We start from the raw sequence: 15,272 nt of genomic DNA on the forward strand, positions 1-15,272 counted from the left end.
GATGAGAAAAGCAACTGTTTTACGATATACAATTTCAATAGTTTTATTAGCGCTACTTTTTAATCAAAAACTAGAAGCTCAAGAAAATAGCAAGACGATCCCTTCTAATTTAAAATGGTCAGAACGTATGGCTATGTCTATTATGAAACGTCACCCACAGGCCTATCAAATTGATAGTCAAACAGAGCCTAAATGGGATTATGTTCATGGATTGGTTCTGACTTCTTTTGAGGCGTTATATAAGAAAACAAAAGATAAACAGTATTATAATTACATCAAGCAGTATGCGGATGCTACAATTGATGCGAATGGAGTAATCTCCTCGTATAAATTTGATACGTACAATATTGATATGGTTACTGCCGGTCGAATCCTTTTTAATTTGTATAAAACAACAAAGGATGCTCGATATTTAAGCGTTTTACAATTATTGAGAAAACAAATTGCAGAACAACCTAGGACTGCAAGTGGTGGATTTTGGCACAAAAAAATGTATCCCAATCAAATGTGGTTGGATGGATTGTATATGGGTGAACCTTTTTATGCTCAATACACAACACAATTTGAAAAAGGAGCTCAATTAAATGATATTGCTAAACAATTTGAGTTAATTCAATTGCATGCCACAGATCCAAAAACAGGCTTGTTATACCATGGTTGGGACGAAAGCAAACAAATGCCTTGGGCCGATAAAACGACCGGGTGTTCTCCTAATTTTTGGTCACGTTCAATTGGTTGGTACGTGATGGCATTGGTAGATGTCTTAGATTATTTTCCTAAAAATCACCCTAAAAGAAAAGAGTTGATAGGATATTTGAATGCAATAGCAAATAGCTTGGTAAAATTTCAAGATCCATCAGGACTATGGTATCAAGTAACAGATAAAGGAGGAAGCGAAGGCAATTATTTGGAATCTTCAGGTTCATCTATGTTTGCTTATGCCATGGCAAAAGGAGCTAACAAAGGTTATTTGCCAATACAATTCAAAGCTGTTGCTAATAAAGCATTTGACGGATTGACAACACAATTGATTAAGACAGATCCAGACGGTCAAATTCATATTACTCAAGCTTGTGCGGTAGCGGGGCTAGGAGGAAATCCTTATAGAGACGGTTCATATTCGTATTACGTAAACGAACGCAAAAAAGACAATGATCCTAAAGCGACAGGTTCCTTTATTTTAGCAGCGTTGGAATTAAATAGATAGTAGTATAAAATGAAAAGGATTAAAATTAGTTTTTTATTTTTCTTTATAGCCTCTTTCTGTTGTGTTCAGGGGCAAGAGGCTACCTTTTCTAAAAGTGTTTGGGTCTCTGATAATGGAGATGGAACCTATACTAATCCAATTTTAAATAGTGATTATTCAGATCCGGATGTGATTCGGGTGGGAGATAAATATTATATGACTGCGTCCTCCTTCAATTGCATTCCTGGGTTGCCTATTTTGGAATCGAGTGATTTGGTGAACTGGAAATTGATAGGATATGGATTAACCAAACAACCTCCATTTGAAGTCTATGATAAGCCACAACATGGCAACGGGGTTTGGGCGCCCTGTATTCGATACCATAATAACGAATTTTATATCTATTATCCGGATCCTGATTATGGTATTTATTGTATAAAAGCTACAACTGCTCAAGGACCTTGGTCGGAGCCAGTTTTGGTTAAACCAGGGAAAGGATTAATTGACCCAACTCCTTTTTGGGATGAGGATGGCAAAGTATATTTAGTGTATGCTTTAGCAGGAAGTCGAGCTGGAGTAAAAAGTGTTTTGTTAGTCTGTACAATGGATTCGAAAGGTCTTTTGGTTAATAATGATGATGTATTGATACTTGACGGACATCAAGACGAACCTACGATAGAAGGGCCAAAAATATACAAGAAAAATAGCTATTACTATATTTTTGCGCCGGCTGGAGGTGTAGCTACAGGCTGGCAAACGGTGCTTAGATCCCGAACTATTTTAGGGCCTTACGAGAAGATAAAAGTTTTAGAACAGGGTACCTCTTCGGTCAATGGACCACATCAAGGAGCATGGGTGCAAACCCAAACAGGCGAAGATTGGTTTTTTCATTTTCAAGATAAAGGAGCTTACGGAAGAGTGGTTCATCTAGAACCTATGCAATGGAAAAATGACTGGCCAATAATTGGAATTGATGCTGATAAGAATGGTATTGGCGAGCCAGTATCGAGGTATAAAAAACCGAATGTTGGAAAATCATTTCCCATTACCTCATTAATAACGTCAGATGAATTTAATCAACCTCAACTTGAGTTGCAATGGCAATGGCATGCTAATCCAAAATTAAATTGGGCTTTCCCAACTAATTTGGGCTATTTTATGCTGAATTGTATACCAAAACCAAAAGAAGCAATTAATCTGTGGGAGGTTCCTAATTTACTGTTACAAAAATTTCCAGCAGATGAATTCATCGCTACAACTCAATTAACATTTAATCCGCATTTCGATGATGAAGAGCTAAATTTTCTCGTTATGGGTTTAGATTATAGTAGCTTGAGAGTAAAGCAGGTTGAAGGGAAAATAATTTTGTCTCAAATAGCATGCAAAAATGCTGATAAAAAAGGTGTTGAAAACGAGATAGTGTCATTACCTTTAAAAACCAATTCAATTTATTTACGAGTAAAAGTAATTAAAAATGGAATTTGTACATTTTTCTATAGTGAAGATGGAAATAATTTCAAAGAGGTGGGAGTTCCTTTTACGGCAAGAGAAGGTAAGTGGATTGGAGCAAAATTAGGTTTTGTTGCTCTACGCAACGGATTCATTAATGATGCTGGAAATAGTAAAATAGATTGGATTAGATTTAATAAATAACAATATGGGTGTTTTGAAATTTTTATTAAAAGGGTTGTGTATTCTAGTATCGATTAGTGTTACCGCTCAAGTACATACTAAATCTTGGAAACAAATTACAGAATCAAATGATCAAAAATGGTATGCTTCAGAAGAAGCAGCTCAGGTAGCTGAAAATGTTTTGTTGTACCAAAGAAATATTGGTGGTTGGCCCAAAAACATCCAAATGCAGCAATCGCTTTCAGATGTAGATAAGCAAAAGTTAGTAGAGTTAAAATCAGAACCTATAGAATGCACTATAGATAATGGGGCGACTTGTCAGGAGATGCTTTTCTTATCTAAAATCTACAGCAAAAATCCTGACACACGGTATAAAATGGCTTTTCTGAAAGGATTAAACTACTTGCTTACTGCTCAGTATGATAACGGTGGTTGGCCACAGTTTTATCCTTTAATTAAAGGATATTATACTCATATTACGTATAATGATGATGCGATGGTAAATGTTTTGGAATTGTTTAAAGAACTTAAAAATAAAACCAATGTTTATTCAATCAGTCCATCTCCAGAAATTCTAGAAAAAGTAAATTCTGCTTTTAATAAGGGAATAGACTGCATACTAAAAACACAGTACAAACAAAACGGAGAGCTTACAGCATGGTGCGCTCAGCACGATGAGGTTAGCTTACTTCCTGCAAAAGCACGTGCTTACGAATTGCCTTCGTTAAGTGGTAAGGAATCGGCTAAGATTACACTGTTATTAATGTCAATCGAGAACCCGTCCCAAGAAATTATTGATGCGGTTGAGGCAGCTGTTCGTTGGTTTGAAAAAACAAAAATTGAAGGAATTAAAATTGAAAGTATTTCTAATCCCACAAGTAAGAAAGAAGATAAAGTAGTGGTACGAAGTCCAAATGCCTCACCACTTTGGGCTCGATTCATGGATTTAGATACCAATATTCCATTTTTTTGCGATCGGGATGGGATTAAAAAAGCAACATTAGCCGAAATTGGATTGGAACGAAGAAGTGGTTATGGCTGGTATACTGATGAGCCCAAAGAAGTACTTAAAAAATATATTTATTGGAAAAAAAACATAGCAAGGATCTCCTCAGAAAGTAGTAAAAAAAAAGCCCTAGTCAAAGATGATTTTTATATTGTGGTCGATCAAACGGGGCAAGGTAACTTTCTAACGATTCAAGATGCAATCAATTCAGCACCATCGTTTCCATACCAACGAATTATTATTTTTGTTAAAAATGGGGTATATAAAGAAAAAGTAAAAGTACATTCTTGGAACCCTAAAATATCATTAATAGGAGAAAGTCGAGAAGGAACCATTATTACTTACGACGACTATTTTAATAAAATTGGTTTAGGTAGGAATAGTACATTTTACACCTATACGATGTTAGTAGAAGGGAATGATTTTTTTGCAAAAAATCTGACTATTCAAAATACTTCTGGCGAAGTGGGTCAGGCGGTCGCGCTAAATGTCAATGCAGATAGAGTTTTCTTTTCCAATTGTTCGTTTATAGGAAATCAAGATACGTTGTATACTTCAGGAGAAGGAACTAAAAATTATTTTAATAATTGTTATATTGAAGGTACTACCGATTTTATCTTTGGAGATGCAACTGTACTATTTGAAAGTTGTGAAATCCATAGTAAAAAAGATTCGTATGTAACAGCGGCATCAACACCTCAAAATACAAACTTTGGTTATGTTTTTAAGGATTGTAAATTGACAGCAGTTGAAGGGGTAAGTCAAGTATATTTAGGTCGTCCGTGGCGAATTTATGCAAAGACAGTTTTTATGAATTGTGAAATGGGAGGACATATAAAACCCGAAGGGTGGGAGAATTGGTCCAAACCTGAAGCAGAAAAATCAGCATTTTATGCCGAATACAATTGTAAAGGTCCCGGTTTTCAACCTCAAAAAAGAGTTTCGTGGTCGCATCAACTGACCAAAAAAGAGTCTGAAGAATATACCTCAGAAGCTATTTTGGGAATTGAATTCATAAATCAGATTCAGTCATTTAAATAAATTTATATACCATGAGATTTCTAATTTTTCTTTGTTTTTGTATTTCGTTGAGTTGTTTTGCTCAAAAAACTACTATTTACACTATTGGTGATTCGACCATGGCAGATAAGATTAAGCCGGATGAAAATCCCGAGAAAGGATGGTGTCAGGTATTACCTTCTTTTTTTGATTTGAATACAATTACCATTGATAATCGAGCAGTTAATGGAAGAAGTACCAAAAGTTTCATCAATGAAAAACGTTGGGAATCAGTGTATAAATCTTTAAAAAAAGGCGATTATGTTTTCATTCAATTTGGACATAATGATGCAAAAGTCGCTGATTCTACACGATATACTAATCCGCATACTACCTACCGCCATAATCTGATTCGTTTTGTTACCGAAACTAGAGAAAAAGGAGCTATACCTATTTTATTTTCATCTATTGCTAGACGCAATTTTAATGAACAAGGGGTTTTAGTAGACACTCATGGAGACTATCCGTTAGAAGCTCGTTTGGTAGCGCAAGAATACCAAGTACCATTTATCGATTTGGAATATTTTTCAGAAATTCTGGAACAATCTTACGGACCAGAAAAGTCTAAAGAACTGCATTTGTACTTCAAAGCGGGTGAGCATCCCTATTATCCCGAAGGTAAATCAGATGATACTCATTTGAGTCTTATGGGAGCTATGGAAATAGCAAAAATAGCAATAAGAGAGTTGCACAAACTGGATTTAGGAATAAATAAATATAACAAACTGTAATAAAAAAACCTGTAATTACAATTACAGGTTTTTTTGTGGAGAAGATGGGGCTCGAACCCACGACCTCTTGACTGCCAGTCAAGCACTCTAGCCAACTGAGCTACATCCCCAATGCAGGGGACAAATATAGTTTAATTTGGTTTTAAATTCTTAATTGCAGAAAAAAACCACGCCATTCTTTCCAAAAAAAGAACAAACTAACAGAATAGTTTTAACTTTACATTAAAATTTCTGTTATGGCATTACAAAACGCTACAGGTTCTATATTGATTTCTATCGATGCTACAATCGCTACGATTGAATTTGGACATCCAGCAAGTAATTCGTTTCCGGCGCAATTGTTGCAAGATTTGACTAAAGCGATTGAGACCTTGGGCCAAAATCCTGAAGTTGTTGTATTAGTTTTGAAAAGTCAAGGAGCCGCTGCTTTTTGTGCGGGAGCTTCGTTTGACGAATTGTTAGCCGTAACCAATGAAGCGGAAGGGAAAGCTTTCTTTTCGGGATTTGCGCATTTGATTAATGCCATGCGAAAATGTCCCAAAGTGATTGTAGGTCGTGTGCAAGGAAAAGTAGTAGGTGGTGGAGTGGGCATTGCAGCCGCTTGCGATTATGTTTTGGCTAGCCAAGAAGCGAATATCAAATTATCAGAATTAGCCATAGGTATCGGCCCTTTTGTAATTGAGCCAGCGGTGTCGAGAAAAATAGGTAAAACGGCTTTGGCTGAATTAGCATTAACGGCTCAGGAATGGAAATCAGCGGCTTGGGCCCAAGAAAAAGGCTTGTATGCCAAAACGTTTGAATCCATTGAAAAATTAGACAAAGCGGTAACAGAATTGGTACAAGTTCTTTCAAGCTATAACCCCGAAGCCTTAGCTGAGATGAAAAAAGTCCTTTGGGAAGGGACCGATCATTGGGAAAGCTTATTAGTAGAAAGAGCCGCCATTACTGGAAAATTAGTGTTATCAGATAGTACTAAAAAAGCCTTAGCAGCTTTTAAAAAATAATAGAATACTATGTTAGTAGCTTTACAACAAGTAAATATTGCACAAAAAATAAAACATGCTCCTGATGGGAATTACCAAATCGGAGTCTTGATAGGGTCATTTATTCCGTTTGTTATTTTAGTTGGATTGGCGTATTGGATGTACAGCCGAGCCAAAAAAAGAGACCAAAACCCTTAATTATTTCGTAAGTTTGCACTCAAATAGACAATGGAATGAGCAATATTAGAATCACCAAACAATTCAGTTTTGAAACCGGTCACGCTTTATATGGCTATGATGGCAAATGTAAAAACGTACACGGGCATAGTTATAAACTATCTGTAACCGTTATTGGTAAGCCAATAATTGACCGTTCAAACGTGAAATTTGGAATGGTGATTGACTTTACCGATTTGAAAAAAATCGTGAAAGAAGAAATTGTAGACCAATTTGACCACGCAACAGTTTTTAACGAAACCACCCCTCATATTGAATTGGCTAAGGAGTTAAAAACCCGTGGACATCATGTTATTTTAGTAGATTACCAACCTACAAGTGAAAATATGGTGATTGATTTTGCACAACGCATCAAAAACAGATTGCCAGAAGGAATTGCACTTTTTTCTTTAAAACTACAAGAAACCGATTCGTCATTTGCAGAATGGTTTGCAAGCGATAATCTGTAATTCAACAACTATGCAATTAGCCAATAATAAAAAAATATATTTTGCTTCTGATCAGCATTTTGGAGCACCAACAGCCGAATTGAGTTTTCCAAGAGAACAAAAATTTGTGGCTTGGTTAGACGAAGTGAAACAAGATGCCGAGGCTATTTTTTTATTGGGCGATTTGTTTGATTTTTGGTTCGAATACAAAACCGTAGTTCCAAAAGGATTTGTTCGTATTTTGGGCAAACTCGCTGAAATTCGCGACAGCGGCATTCCTATTTATTTCTTTGTAGGCAACCATGATTTGTGGATGGAAGATTATTTTCAAAAAGAATTGAATATTCCCGTGTACCGCGATAATCAAGAATTCACTTTTGGAAACAAAACCTTTTTGATTGGTCACGGCGACGGAAAAGGGCCTGGTGATAAAGGGTATAAACGTATGAAAAAAGTGTTTACGAATCCTGTAGCCAAATGGTTTTTCCGTTGGTTGCATCCGGATTTGGGTGTGGGTTTAGCACAATACCTTTCGGTAAAAAATAAATTGATTTCGGGTGCTGAAGATGTGGTATTTTTGGGCGAAGAAAACGAATGGCTGATTCAATATGCTAAACGCAAACTCGAAACCAAACACTACAATTACCTTGTTTTTGGACACCGCCACTTACCTATGGTGTTTCCTTTAGGTAATAATTCAGACTACGTGAATTTAGGCGACTGGATTACCTATTTTACCTACGGCGTTTTTGACGGGGAAACTTTCGAAATTAAAAAACAGGAATAAGCTAGTAAATTACGCTCTTAGAATTTTTTCCATTTTTTTACCTTTCGCCAATTCGTCAACTAACTTATCCAAATAACGTACTTGTTTGGTCAATGGATTTTCAATTTCCTCAATTTTATAACCACAAATAGTCCCTGTAATTAATTCGGATTTAGGGTTTAGACTAGCCCTTTCGAAAAAGGTTTTAAAAGTTACGTTTTCGTCAATGAGTTGTCGTAGACTCATGTCGTTAAATCCCGTTAGCCATTGAATTACTTGATGTAATTCTGTTTTGGTTCGACTTTTGCGTTCCACTTTAGCAAGATAAAGCGGATAGACTGAAGCAAAAGTCATTTTGGCAAATCGTTCGTTATGTTCTGGGGTTGTTTGCATCAAGTTTTACTCCTCTTTTCGATGTTCTTCCAAGTCTTTTTCTAAATCCAATTTTCTAAAGGTAGGAGAAGAAATTCCAGTAATCAAAACAGTTAATAGTGTCATGCTTCCGCCAAAAACGACTGCGGTCACCGTTCCCATTAATTTAGCAGTCAATCCACTTTCAAAAGCCCCTAATTCGTTAGATGAACCTACAAAAATAGAATTCACCGCCGCTACACGACCTCGCATGTGGTCAGGAGTTTTGAGTTGTAAAATCGTTTGGCGAATCACTACCGAAATACCATCCACCACTCCGCTCATGAACAAGGCAAAAACGGACAACCAGAAATAAGTAGAGAGACCAAAGACAATAATACAGAGTCCAAAAGCAAAAATAGCTACTAACAATTTTATTCCTGCATTTTTATTCAAAGGCACATAAGCCGAAATGAACATGGTTAAGAAAGCGCCAATTGCAGGTGCCGCTCTCAAAATTCCAAAACCTTCTGACCCCACTTTTAAGATGTCTTGAGCGAAAATAGGCAACAACGCTACTGCACCTCCAAACAACACCGCAATCATATCTAACGAAAGTGCGCCTAAAATCGTTTTATTTTGGAACACAAATTTCACTCCTTCTTTCAAACTTTGCATTACGGGTTCGCCAATTTTTGGATTCAAAATGGGTTTGGATTCAATTTTTGACAAGGCAATTAGTGCCAATACAGAAAAAGCGACTACTGTACACATAGACCAGTGAATACCAATCCAAGTAATCGAAAATCCGGCTACGGCTGGGCCTAAAACAGAAGCAATTTGCCATACGGAACTGCTCCAAGTAGCCGCATTAGGATAGGCTTTTTTGGGAACAATTTGCGACATTAAAGAGAAAACTGTAGGTCCTAAAAAGGAGCGAACTAATCCTCCTAAAAAAACTAAGAAATAAATACTGTATAGAACTATTGGAGTAGACCAGCCACTAGCGACTACAGGCCAAGTCAATAAAAACAATCCTAAACTAATGATAGAAAAGCCTAAGATGCATTTAAAAAGCATACTTTTTTTCTCATTTTGATCTACAATATGTCCTGCAAACAACGCCATCGATACCGCGGGGATAATTTCCATTAACCCGATAATTCCTAATGACAAGGCGCTTTTGGTCAAGCTGTAGACCTGCCATTCAATGACAATAAATTGCATTGACCAGGCAAAAACCATAGCAAATCGCAAGATTAAAAACACGTTAAATTCTCTGTAGCGCAAGGCTTCGTAGGGGTCATTTTTTTGTTTCATTATTGAATATCTTTTAATCGAAGTTGGAGACTCAATTGTCCATTCCATTCATTTTCATCAATGCAGTACGCCATTTGAAATGGCTTTTGATTAGCAACTAAATTTTTTTTATTGGCTAAGTTAAAACCAATGGCAGCGATGCCTTCGGAATTATTTTGTTTTACAAATAGTCGGATGTGCTCGTTATTGGCTCCCATAAATTTTGGATAACCCGTGTCGATTACATTTTTAGTAACAAAAACCGGGGTCATATTTTGTGGTCCAAAAGGCTCAAATTGTTTTAAAATCCGAATGAGTTTTGGGTTAATGTCTGAAAAATTAATTTCGGCATCCAGCTCTATTTCGGGAGTCAATAATTCGGAGTCAATAGTTTCTTGTACTACTTTTTCGAAAGCGTTTTTAAAAGCCTCGTAATTCTCTGCCTTCAACGTCATTCCTGCGGCATACATATGTCCGCCAAATTGCTCCAAATGTTCCGAACAGGCTTCCAGTGCATTGTAGACGTCAAAACCTCTTACAGAACGGGCCGAAGCGGCATAGTAATCGCCACTTTGAGTAAAAACCAAAGTAGGTCGGTAATAGGTTTCAATCAATCGAGAAGCCACAATTCCAATCACTCCTTTGTGCCAATTTTCTTGAAAAACCACTGTGGTAAAACGCTCTTGTTCGTTGTTTTCTTCAATTTGCAACAAGGCTTCTTGAGTGATTTGTTTGTCCAAGCCTTTGCGCTCTGAATTGTAGTCTTCAATTTCTTTGGCAAATTGTTGGGCTTGTTCCAAATTAAATTCGGTTAATAATTCTACCGCATGATTGCCGTGTTTGATCCGTCCCGCTGCGTTGATTCGCGGAGCAATTACAAAAACGACATCCGTTATGGTAAGTGACTGTTTTTTTATTTGTTGGATCAGTGCTGCAATTCCAGGTCTTGGACTGGCATTAATCACTTGTAATCCAAAGTGTGCTAAAACTCGGTTTTCGCCAGTTATGGGTACAATATCAGCGGCAATGGCTGTGGCAACTAAATCCAAATATGGAATTAAATCATCAATAGTTTGATTTCGATTTTGGCTCAATGCCTGAATCAATTTGAATCCCACGCCGCAACCACATAATTCGTCATACGGATAGTGGCAATCGTCTCTTTTTGGGTCGAGAACGGCAACGGCTTCAGGCAAAGAATCTCCCGGTCTATGGTGGTCGCAAATGATAAAATCAATATTTTTTTCTTTGGCGTAAGCCACATGATCAATGGATTTGATACCGCAATCCAAAGCAATAATTAACGTAAAACCATTGTCTTCGGCAAAGTCAATCCCTTGAAACGAAATCCCGTAGCCTTCGGCATAGCGGTCTGGGATATAGGTCGCAATATTGGGATAAAAACTTTTCAAATACGAAGCCACTAAGGAAACGGCAGTCGTTCCGTCTACATCGTAATCGCCAAAAACTAAAATATTTTCTTGATTTACAATCGCATTTTCTATCCGATTTACGGCTACATCCATGTCTTTCATTAAGAACGGATCGTGCAAATGGTCTAACGAAGGGCGAAAAAAAGTTTTGGCTTGGTCAAAGGAGGTAATTCCGCGTTGTATCAATAAAGTGGCAACCAAAGAATCAACATTCAATTCTTGGGCGAGTTGATCTACTTGTTCTTTTGCAGGTTTTGGTTTGATTGTCCAGCGCATAGTGATTTGGGATTTGGGTTTTTATTTTAGGCTTAAAGCGTCTCCTTCAAATTGAATTCCGTTCCAGCCTGATTGTATAAAATTACGAATATTTTGGTGGTTGGTTCCTTCCAGATCGCCTAAGACTTCTTCAAAATAATAGGCGCCAAAGCAAGCTAAAGTTTCCGCTTGGGTCAATTGTTGGATTTTGGCGAAAGCAAATACTTTGCAAGAACCTGAATTTTCTCCTGCCCCATTGTGTTGGTTGCCATTCTGAAAAGCAGTTGGCGTAAACTCGTAATTACTTTCAATTGTTGCAATGGTTTCAGCAAAAGTGATGGTTTCAGGGGTTTGTTTTAGTTTATTTAAAAAAGAGGCTAAGGTCATGATTTCTATATTTTATGAAAATTGTGAGGCTATGTTTTTTGCTGCAACTATCGCACCTTCCATATATCCTGGATGTTGCAAGGCCGTTTCTGAACCCGAAATATATAATTTATTATTTAAAAATGAATTTTGATAGAGTTGATGTCCGTTATTTTCATGTGCCATGACCAAATGGTCGTAATTACTAAAAGTAAGCGGTTCATCACGCCATACTTTTTCATTGTAAGTAATATAATTTTTAGCATCCGAACCAAATAATTTTTCCAACTGTGTAATCACTTTTGTTTTTCTTTCTTCTAATGAAAGTATGCTGGTGCTACCATTTAAAAACCCTTTTAAAGCATAACCAGTATTGTCAAATGTACTATGGTCGTACATCTCGGTAATGATGCTGGCTTGACTAAATAAGGTGCCAGAATAATTGTTTTCTTTCCAAAATGGAGTGGCGTATTCTACAGCAAATTTTATAGATTCTCCCATCCAAGTATGAGTTTTTTTGGCCAAACTCACTAGTTTTTCTGGAAGTGGTGGGTTGAATGATAAGGTATTTACCATTAAGTTGGGGGGTAAAGTAGTGATCACACAATCAGCGATATAAACTGTTTCGTTTTGATCCAACACTTCCATTTGATTCCCAACTTCGTTTACAGCGATTACTTTAGTTTGTGTTTTTATATTGTCATTCCCAATTCTTTCTGCTAGTTTTTCAATTAATTTTTGCGTTCCACCTTTTATGCGAAAAGAAGGTTCTTCAAATTCTGAAATTTCAAATTTTTGAGGGGGTACAAAAGACATCGTCTCAAACAACGAAATACCTTGAGTATGTTGTTTAAAATAGCTTAATTCTAATTCGTCTAACAATTGAAAAAGATGGGGGTGCAGTTTGCTAAACCAAGTCGCTCCCATTTCGATTGTTGCGTTTGTTGTGCCATTTCGAGTTTCGATGCGCCCTCCAATTCGTGTGTTGGCCTCCAAAAGGGTAACATGAATACCTTTTTTCTGTAATAAATAACCACATGTAAGACCATTTAATCCAGCTCCTATGACGATTACTTTTGGGATATTCATTTATTCTTCTTCTGAAAATTTATTTTTCTTAGCTTCTTTCACAACTGGTTTTCCACCTACAACCACAACGATTTCGCCTCTTGGAGCCGTTTTTTCGAAATGAGTTAACACTTCTCTAACCGTACCTCTAACATTTTCTTCATGGAGTTTAGATAATTCTCTTGAAACCGAAACTGGTCGGTCTTCTCCAAAGTAGGTCGCAAATTCAGCCAATGTTTTTACTAATTTGTGTGGCGAAACATACAAAATCATCGTTCTAGTTTCTTCGGCCAAAGCCAAAAAACGAGTTTGTCTTCCTTTTTTGTCAGGCAAAAAACCTTCAAAAATAAATTTATCGTTAGGTAAACCGCTATTAACCAAAGCTGGTACGAATGCTGTAGCACCAGGCAAACATTCAACTTCGATTCCTTTTTCGATACAAGCACGGGTCAATAAGAAACCAGGATCTGAAATAGCAGGAGTTCCTGCATCAGATATCAAGGCAATGTTTTCGCCCGCTTGTAATCTCGCAATGACATTCTCCACCGTTTTGTGCTCGTTGTGCATGTGGTGACTGTGCATGTGCGTGCTAATCTCAAAATGTTTCAATAATTTGCCACTTGTACGCGTGTCTTCAGCAAGAATTAAATCGACTTCTTTCAAGATGCGAATGGCACGAAAAGTCATGTCTTCAAGATTGCCAATAGGCGTTGGAACGATGTATAATTTTGACATTCGGCGCTAAAAATTCAATTGATAAAAGGGAATTACAAGAATTTTTTCTCGATAATTTCCATAAAACGTTCTTCGTATTCTTCTTTTCCTTCCCAGTTGTTGTAGTCTGGTTTTACCATATCTCTGATGAAATCTCGGGTTTCATAGAACGTATCGAAAGTGATTAATTGATTTAATACACGATTGTAATCTTCAGGGTCATTCCCAAAAAGATGTTTGGTAAAGGCAATACGATCGTTCAAATCGATACTGATTCCTTTGGCTAATTTTTCGTTTAGCGATACCGATTTAGGTTTTTCTACTTCCTCAGGAATTTCCATTTCATCAATCGATATCGAAACAGTTTCAATAACTTCTTCCGCTTCTTCTTCAACAGGAGTTTCATAGGCATTGCTCTCCACTTTAACGAATAAGTCTTCATTAAAATCACCGCCAATTAAGTCTTCAAAAGAAATTTGAACTGCTTCCTGTTTTGGAGCTTCTTCGATAAGTTCTTCTTCCTCTTTTTCTAATTCAAAAGCAGGGATGAAAGGGGGTTCGGTTTCTTCGTCTTCAGTTTCATCCTCGTCGTTGTCTTCATCTAGGGTTTCTAAATCTTCACTTTCTTCAAAAATAGGCTCCTCCATTTCGGTGATTTCCTCTTGTTCCTCTTCTTCAAGAACCAATTCAGGAGTTGCTTCTACTTCAGGAAGACTATTGTCTTCTATGATAATAGTAACAGGCACCTCATTTTCAATAGCCTCAAAAGCGGCCTCGATTTTTTGTTCTATTTCGGCTTGTCCAATGGTTGGTTTACTATCGCCAAAATGGTCGTCAACAAAGCGTAACAGTGCCAATTTTTCGTATAATTTTTGCGTTTCCAGATACAATTGATTGATATCAGACTTGTTTTTTAATTGTAAAATTCGGTGTGCAATGCTGATTAAATCGGCTTCCAATCTCTTTTTCATTTGACTTAAATTATAGGATGTATGTTGTATTGTATGTGTGTTGTTTTTTATTTTTAATTTCGGAAAACTAGGGGCGGTGCTTTAGAAAATTTTTTTACATTTGGAAACACGTAAAAGTATAAAAATTTATAATCAATTTATACCTTACAAAGGAATAAAAACTAAGTTAGATAAATAGAAAATGTTTCTCGAAAATACAGTAAATCATAAAGAACAATTTGGTTGGATCGAAGTGATCTGCGGGTCGATGTTTTCGGGTAAAACAGAAGAATTGATTCGCCGATTAAAACGCGCTCAGTTTGCCAAACAAAAAGTAGAAATTTTCAAGCCAGCGGTTGATACCCGTTACCATGACGAAATGGTGGTTTCGCATGACTCCAATGAAATTCGTTCGACTCCAGTTCCTGCGGCTGCTAATATTGCGATTTTGGCACAAGGCTGTGATGTGGTCGGGATTGACGAAGCACAGTTTTTTGATGATGAAATTGTACGTGTTTGTAATGATTTAGCCAATCGTGGGATTCGTGTGATTGTGGCAGGATTGGATATGGATTTTAAAGGTAATCCTTTCGGTCCGATGCCTGCTTTAATGGCTACTGCCGAATATGTAACCAAAGTGCATGCGGTATGTACCCGAACAGGTAATCTAGCTAATTATAGCTTTAGAAAAACCGATAATGATAAATTAGTAATGCTAGGTGAAACTGAGGAGTACGAACCCTTAAGCAGAGCAGCGTATTTTCATGCGATGAGAAAAAATGAAGAGAATGATTCTTAATAATAAAGT

At 36.9% G+C, this 15,272-nt stretch carries 16 protein-coding genes and 1 tRNA gene; 9 read left to right on the forward strand and 8 right to left on the reverse strand.

The window, feature by feature from the left end:
* The first annotated feature begins 1 nt into the window (after position 1).
* Genes RMR09_RS07520 through RMR09_RS07535 form a run of 4 tightly spaced genes read left to right on the forward strand, consistent with a single transcriptional unit; the run spans position 2 to position 5,614 of the window.
* On the forward strand, positions 2 to 1,207 hold the full coding sequence (locus RMR09_RS07520) for a glycoside hydrolase family 88 protein (RefSeq protein ID WP_310595185.1): 1,206 nt from the start codon (positions 2 to 4) through the stop codon (positions 1,205 to 1,207).
* A 9-nt stretch (positions 1,208 to 1,216) separates the two neighbouring features.
* Entirely contained in the window at positions 1,217 to 2,839 is a 1,623-nt protein-coding gene (locus RMR09_RS07525; RefSeq protein ID WP_310595186.1) for a glycoside hydrolase 43 family protein, read from the forward strand.
* Positions 2,840 to 2,852: 13 nt separating this feature from the next.
* Positions 2,853 to 4,865: a pectate lyase gene (gene pelA, locus RMR09_RS07530; RefSeq protein ID WP_409070960.1), complete on the forward strand. Its 2,013-nt coding sequence runs from the start codon at positions 2,853 to 2,855 to the stop codon at positions 4,863 to 4,865.
* An 11-nt stretch (positions 4,866 to 4,876) separates the two neighbouring features.
* The gene (locus tag RMR09_RS07535) at positions 4,877 to 5,614 is read left to right on the forward strand and encodes a rhamnogalacturonan acetylesterase (protein ID WP_310595188.1); all 738 of its coding nucleotides are present in this window, start codon (positions 4,877 to 4,879) and stop codon (positions 5,612 to 5,614) included.
* A 36-nt stretch (positions 5,615 to 5,650) separates the two neighbouring features.
* On the opposite strand, the gene RMR09_RS07540 is transcribed toward RMR09_RS07535, so the two are convergent.
* Positions 5,651 to 5,724, reverse strand: a tRNA-Ala gene (locus RMR09_RS07540).
* A gap of 126 nt (positions 5,725 to 5,850) precedes the next feature.
* Between RMR09_RS07540 and RMR09_RS07545 the strand changes: the two genes are divergently transcribed.
* From RMR09_RS07545 to RMR09_RS07560, 4 genes are read left to right on the forward strand one after another with little or no spacing between them, the layout of a single operon-like run.
* Positions 5,851 to 6,618 carry an enoyl-CoA hydratase/isomerase family protein gene (locus RMR09_RS07545; protein ID WP_310595189.1) on the forward strand — a complete coding sequence of 256 codons (768 nt, stop codon included), beginning with the start codon at positions 5,851 to 5,853 and terminating at the stop codon, positions 6,616 to 6,618.
* Between the two features lie 9 nt (positions 6,619 to 6,627).
* Entirely contained in the window at positions 6,628 to 6,795 is a 168-nt protein-coding gene (locus RMR09_RS07550) for a hypothetical protein (protein WP_310595190.1), read from the forward strand.
* A 35-nt stretch (positions 6,796 to 6,830) separates the two neighbouring features.
* On the forward strand, positions 6,831 to 7,283 hold the full coding sequence (locus RMR09_RS07555; RefSeq protein ID WP_310595191.1) for a 6-carboxytetrahydropterin synthase: 453 nt from the start codon (positions 6,831 to 6,833) through the stop codon (positions 7,281 to 7,283).
* Positions 7,284 to 7,293: 10 nt separating this feature from the next.
* Positions 7,294 to 8,049, forward strand: a complete 756-nt coding sequence (locus RMR09_RS07560) for a UDP-2,3-diacylglucosamine diphosphatase (protein ID WP_310595192.1) — start codon at positions 7,294 to 7,296, stop codon at positions 8,047 to 8,049.
* 9 nt (positions 8,050 to 8,058) lie between these two features.
* Here RMR09_RS07560 and RMR09_RS07565 read toward each other — a convergent pair whose 3' ends face one another.
* Genes RMR09_RS07565 through RMR09_RS07595 form a run of 7 tightly spaced genes read right to left on the reverse strand, consistent with a single transcriptional unit; the run spans position 8,059 to position 14,485 of the window.
* On the reverse strand, positions 8,059 to 8,421 hold the full coding sequence (locus RMR09_RS07565) for a DUF2200 domain-containing protein (protein ID WP_310595193.1): 363 nt from the start codon (positions 8,419 to 8,421) through the stop codon (positions 8,059 to 8,061).
* A gap of 6 nt (positions 8,422 to 8,427) precedes the next feature.
* Positions 8,428 to 9,699 carry an MFS transporter gene (locus RMR09_RS07570; protein ID WP_310595194.1) on the reverse strand — a complete coding sequence of 424 codons (1,272 nt, stop codon included), beginning with the start codon at positions 9,697 to 9,699 and terminating at the stop codon, positions 8,428 to 8,430.
* A complete protein-coding gene (gene recJ, locus RMR09_RS07575; RefSeq protein ID WP_310595195.1) occupies positions 9,699 to 11,387 on the reverse strand; it encodes a single-stranded-DNA-specific exonuclease RecJ in 1,689 nt (562 codons plus the stop codon). Before recJ ends, RMR09_RS07570 begins: the two co-directional genes overlap by 1 nt.
* A 21-nt stretch (positions 11,388 to 11,408) precedes the next feature.
* Entirely contained in the window at positions 11,409 to 11,753 is a 345-nt protein-coding gene (locus RMR09_RS07580) for a HopJ type III effector protein (RefSeq protein ID WP_310595196.1), read from the reverse strand.
* Between the two features lie 12 nt (positions 11,754 to 11,765).
* The gene (locus RMR09_RS07585) at positions 11,766 to 12,821 is read right to left on the reverse strand and encodes an NAD(P)/FAD-dependent oxidoreductase (protein WP_310595197.1); all 1,056 of its coding nucleotides are present in this window, start codon (positions 12,819 to 12,821) and stop codon (positions 11,766 to 11,768) included.
* Positions 12,822 to 13,535 (reverse strand): 16S rRNA (cytidine(1402)-2'-O)-methyltransferase, encoded by a 714-nt coding sequence (gene rsmI, locus RMR09_RS07590; protein WP_310595198.1) that lies wholly within the window; start codon positions 13,533 to 13,535, stop codon positions 12,822 to 12,824.
* A gap of 32 nt (positions 13,536 to 13,567) precedes the next feature.
* On the reverse strand, positions 13,568 to 14,485 hold the full coding sequence (locus tag RMR09_RS07595; protein ID WP_310595199.1) for a hypothetical protein: 918 nt from the start codon (positions 14,483 to 14,485) through the stop codon (positions 13,568 to 13,570).
* A gap of 181 nt (positions 14,486 to 14,666) precedes the next feature.
* Between RMR09_RS07595 and RMR09_RS07600 the strand changes: the two genes are divergently transcribed.
* Positions 14,667 to 15,263, forward strand: a complete 597-nt coding sequence (locus RMR09_RS07600) for a thymidine kinase (RefSeq protein ID WP_310595200.1) — start codon at positions 14,667 to 14,669, stop codon at positions 15,261 to 15,263.
* Positions 15,264 to 15,272 lie beyond the last annotated feature (9 nt).

This window comes from Flavobacterium sp. (assembly GCF_031537875.1).
Lineage (GTDB): Bacteria > Bacteroidota > Bacteroidia > Flavobacteriales > Flavobacteriaceae > Flavobacterium.

Bases quoted from the DNA above. Each gene is read 5' to 3' on its own strand.
- RMR09_RS07595 (WP_310595199.1), bottom strand. From the start codon at position 14,485: ATGAAAAAGAGATTGGAAGCCGATTTAATCAGCATTGCACACCGAATT.
- RMR09_RS07555 (WP_310595191.1), top strand. From the start codon at position 6,831: ATGAGCAATATTAGAATCACCAAACAATTCAGTTTTGAAACCGGTCAC.
- RMR09_RS07560 (WP_310595192.1), top strand. From the start codon at position 7,294: ATGCAATTAGCCAATAATAAAAAAATATATTTTGCTTCTGATCAGCAT.
- RMR09_RS07550 (WP_310595190.1), top strand. From the start codon at position 6,628: ATGTTAGTAGCTTTACAACAAGTAAATATTGCACAAAAAATAAAACAT.
- RMR09_RS07585 (WP_310595197.1), bottom strand. From the start codon at position 12,821: ATGAATATCCCAAAAGTAATCGTCATAGGAGCTGGATTAAATGGTCTT.
- RMR09_RS07535 (WP_310595188.1), top strand. From the start codon at position 4,877: ATGAGATTTCTAATTTTTCTTTGTTTTTGTATTTCGTTGAGTTGTTTT.
- RMR09_RS07565 (WP_310595193.1), bottom strand. From the start codon at position 8,421: ATGCAAACAACCCCAGAACATAACGAACGATTTGCCAAAATGACTTTT.
- RMR09_RS07525 (WP_310595186.1), top strand. From the start codon at position 1,217: ATGAAAAGGATTAAAATTAGTTTTTTATTTTTCTTTATAGCCTCTTTC.
- recJ (WP_310595195.1), bottom strand. From the start codon at position 11,387: ATGCGCTGGACAATCAAACCAAAACCTGCAAAAGAACAAGTAGATCAA.
- RMR09_RS07545 (WP_310595189.1), top strand. From the start codon at position 5,851: ATGGCATTACAAAACGCTACAGGTTCTATATTGATTTCTATCGATGCT.
- RMR09_RS07520 (WP_310595185.1), top strand. From the start codon at position 2: ATGAGAAAAGCAACTGTTTTACGATATACAATTTCAATAGTTTTATTA.
- RMR09_RS07600 (WP_310595200.1), top strand. From the start codon at position 14,667: ATGTTTCTCGAAAATACAGTAAATCATAAAGAACAATTTGGTTGGATC.
- rsmI (WP_310595198.1), bottom strand. From the start codon at position 13,535: ATGTCAAAATTATACATCGTTCCAACGCCTATTGGCAATCTTGAAGAC.
- RMR09_RS07570 (WP_310595194.1), bottom strand. From the start codon at position 9,699: ATGAAACAAAAAAATGACCCCTACGAAGCCTTGCGCTACAGAGAATTT.
- RMR09_RS07580 (WP_310595196.1), bottom strand. From the start codon at position 11,753: ATGACCTTAGCCTCTTTTTTAAATAAACTAAAACAAACCCCTGAAACC.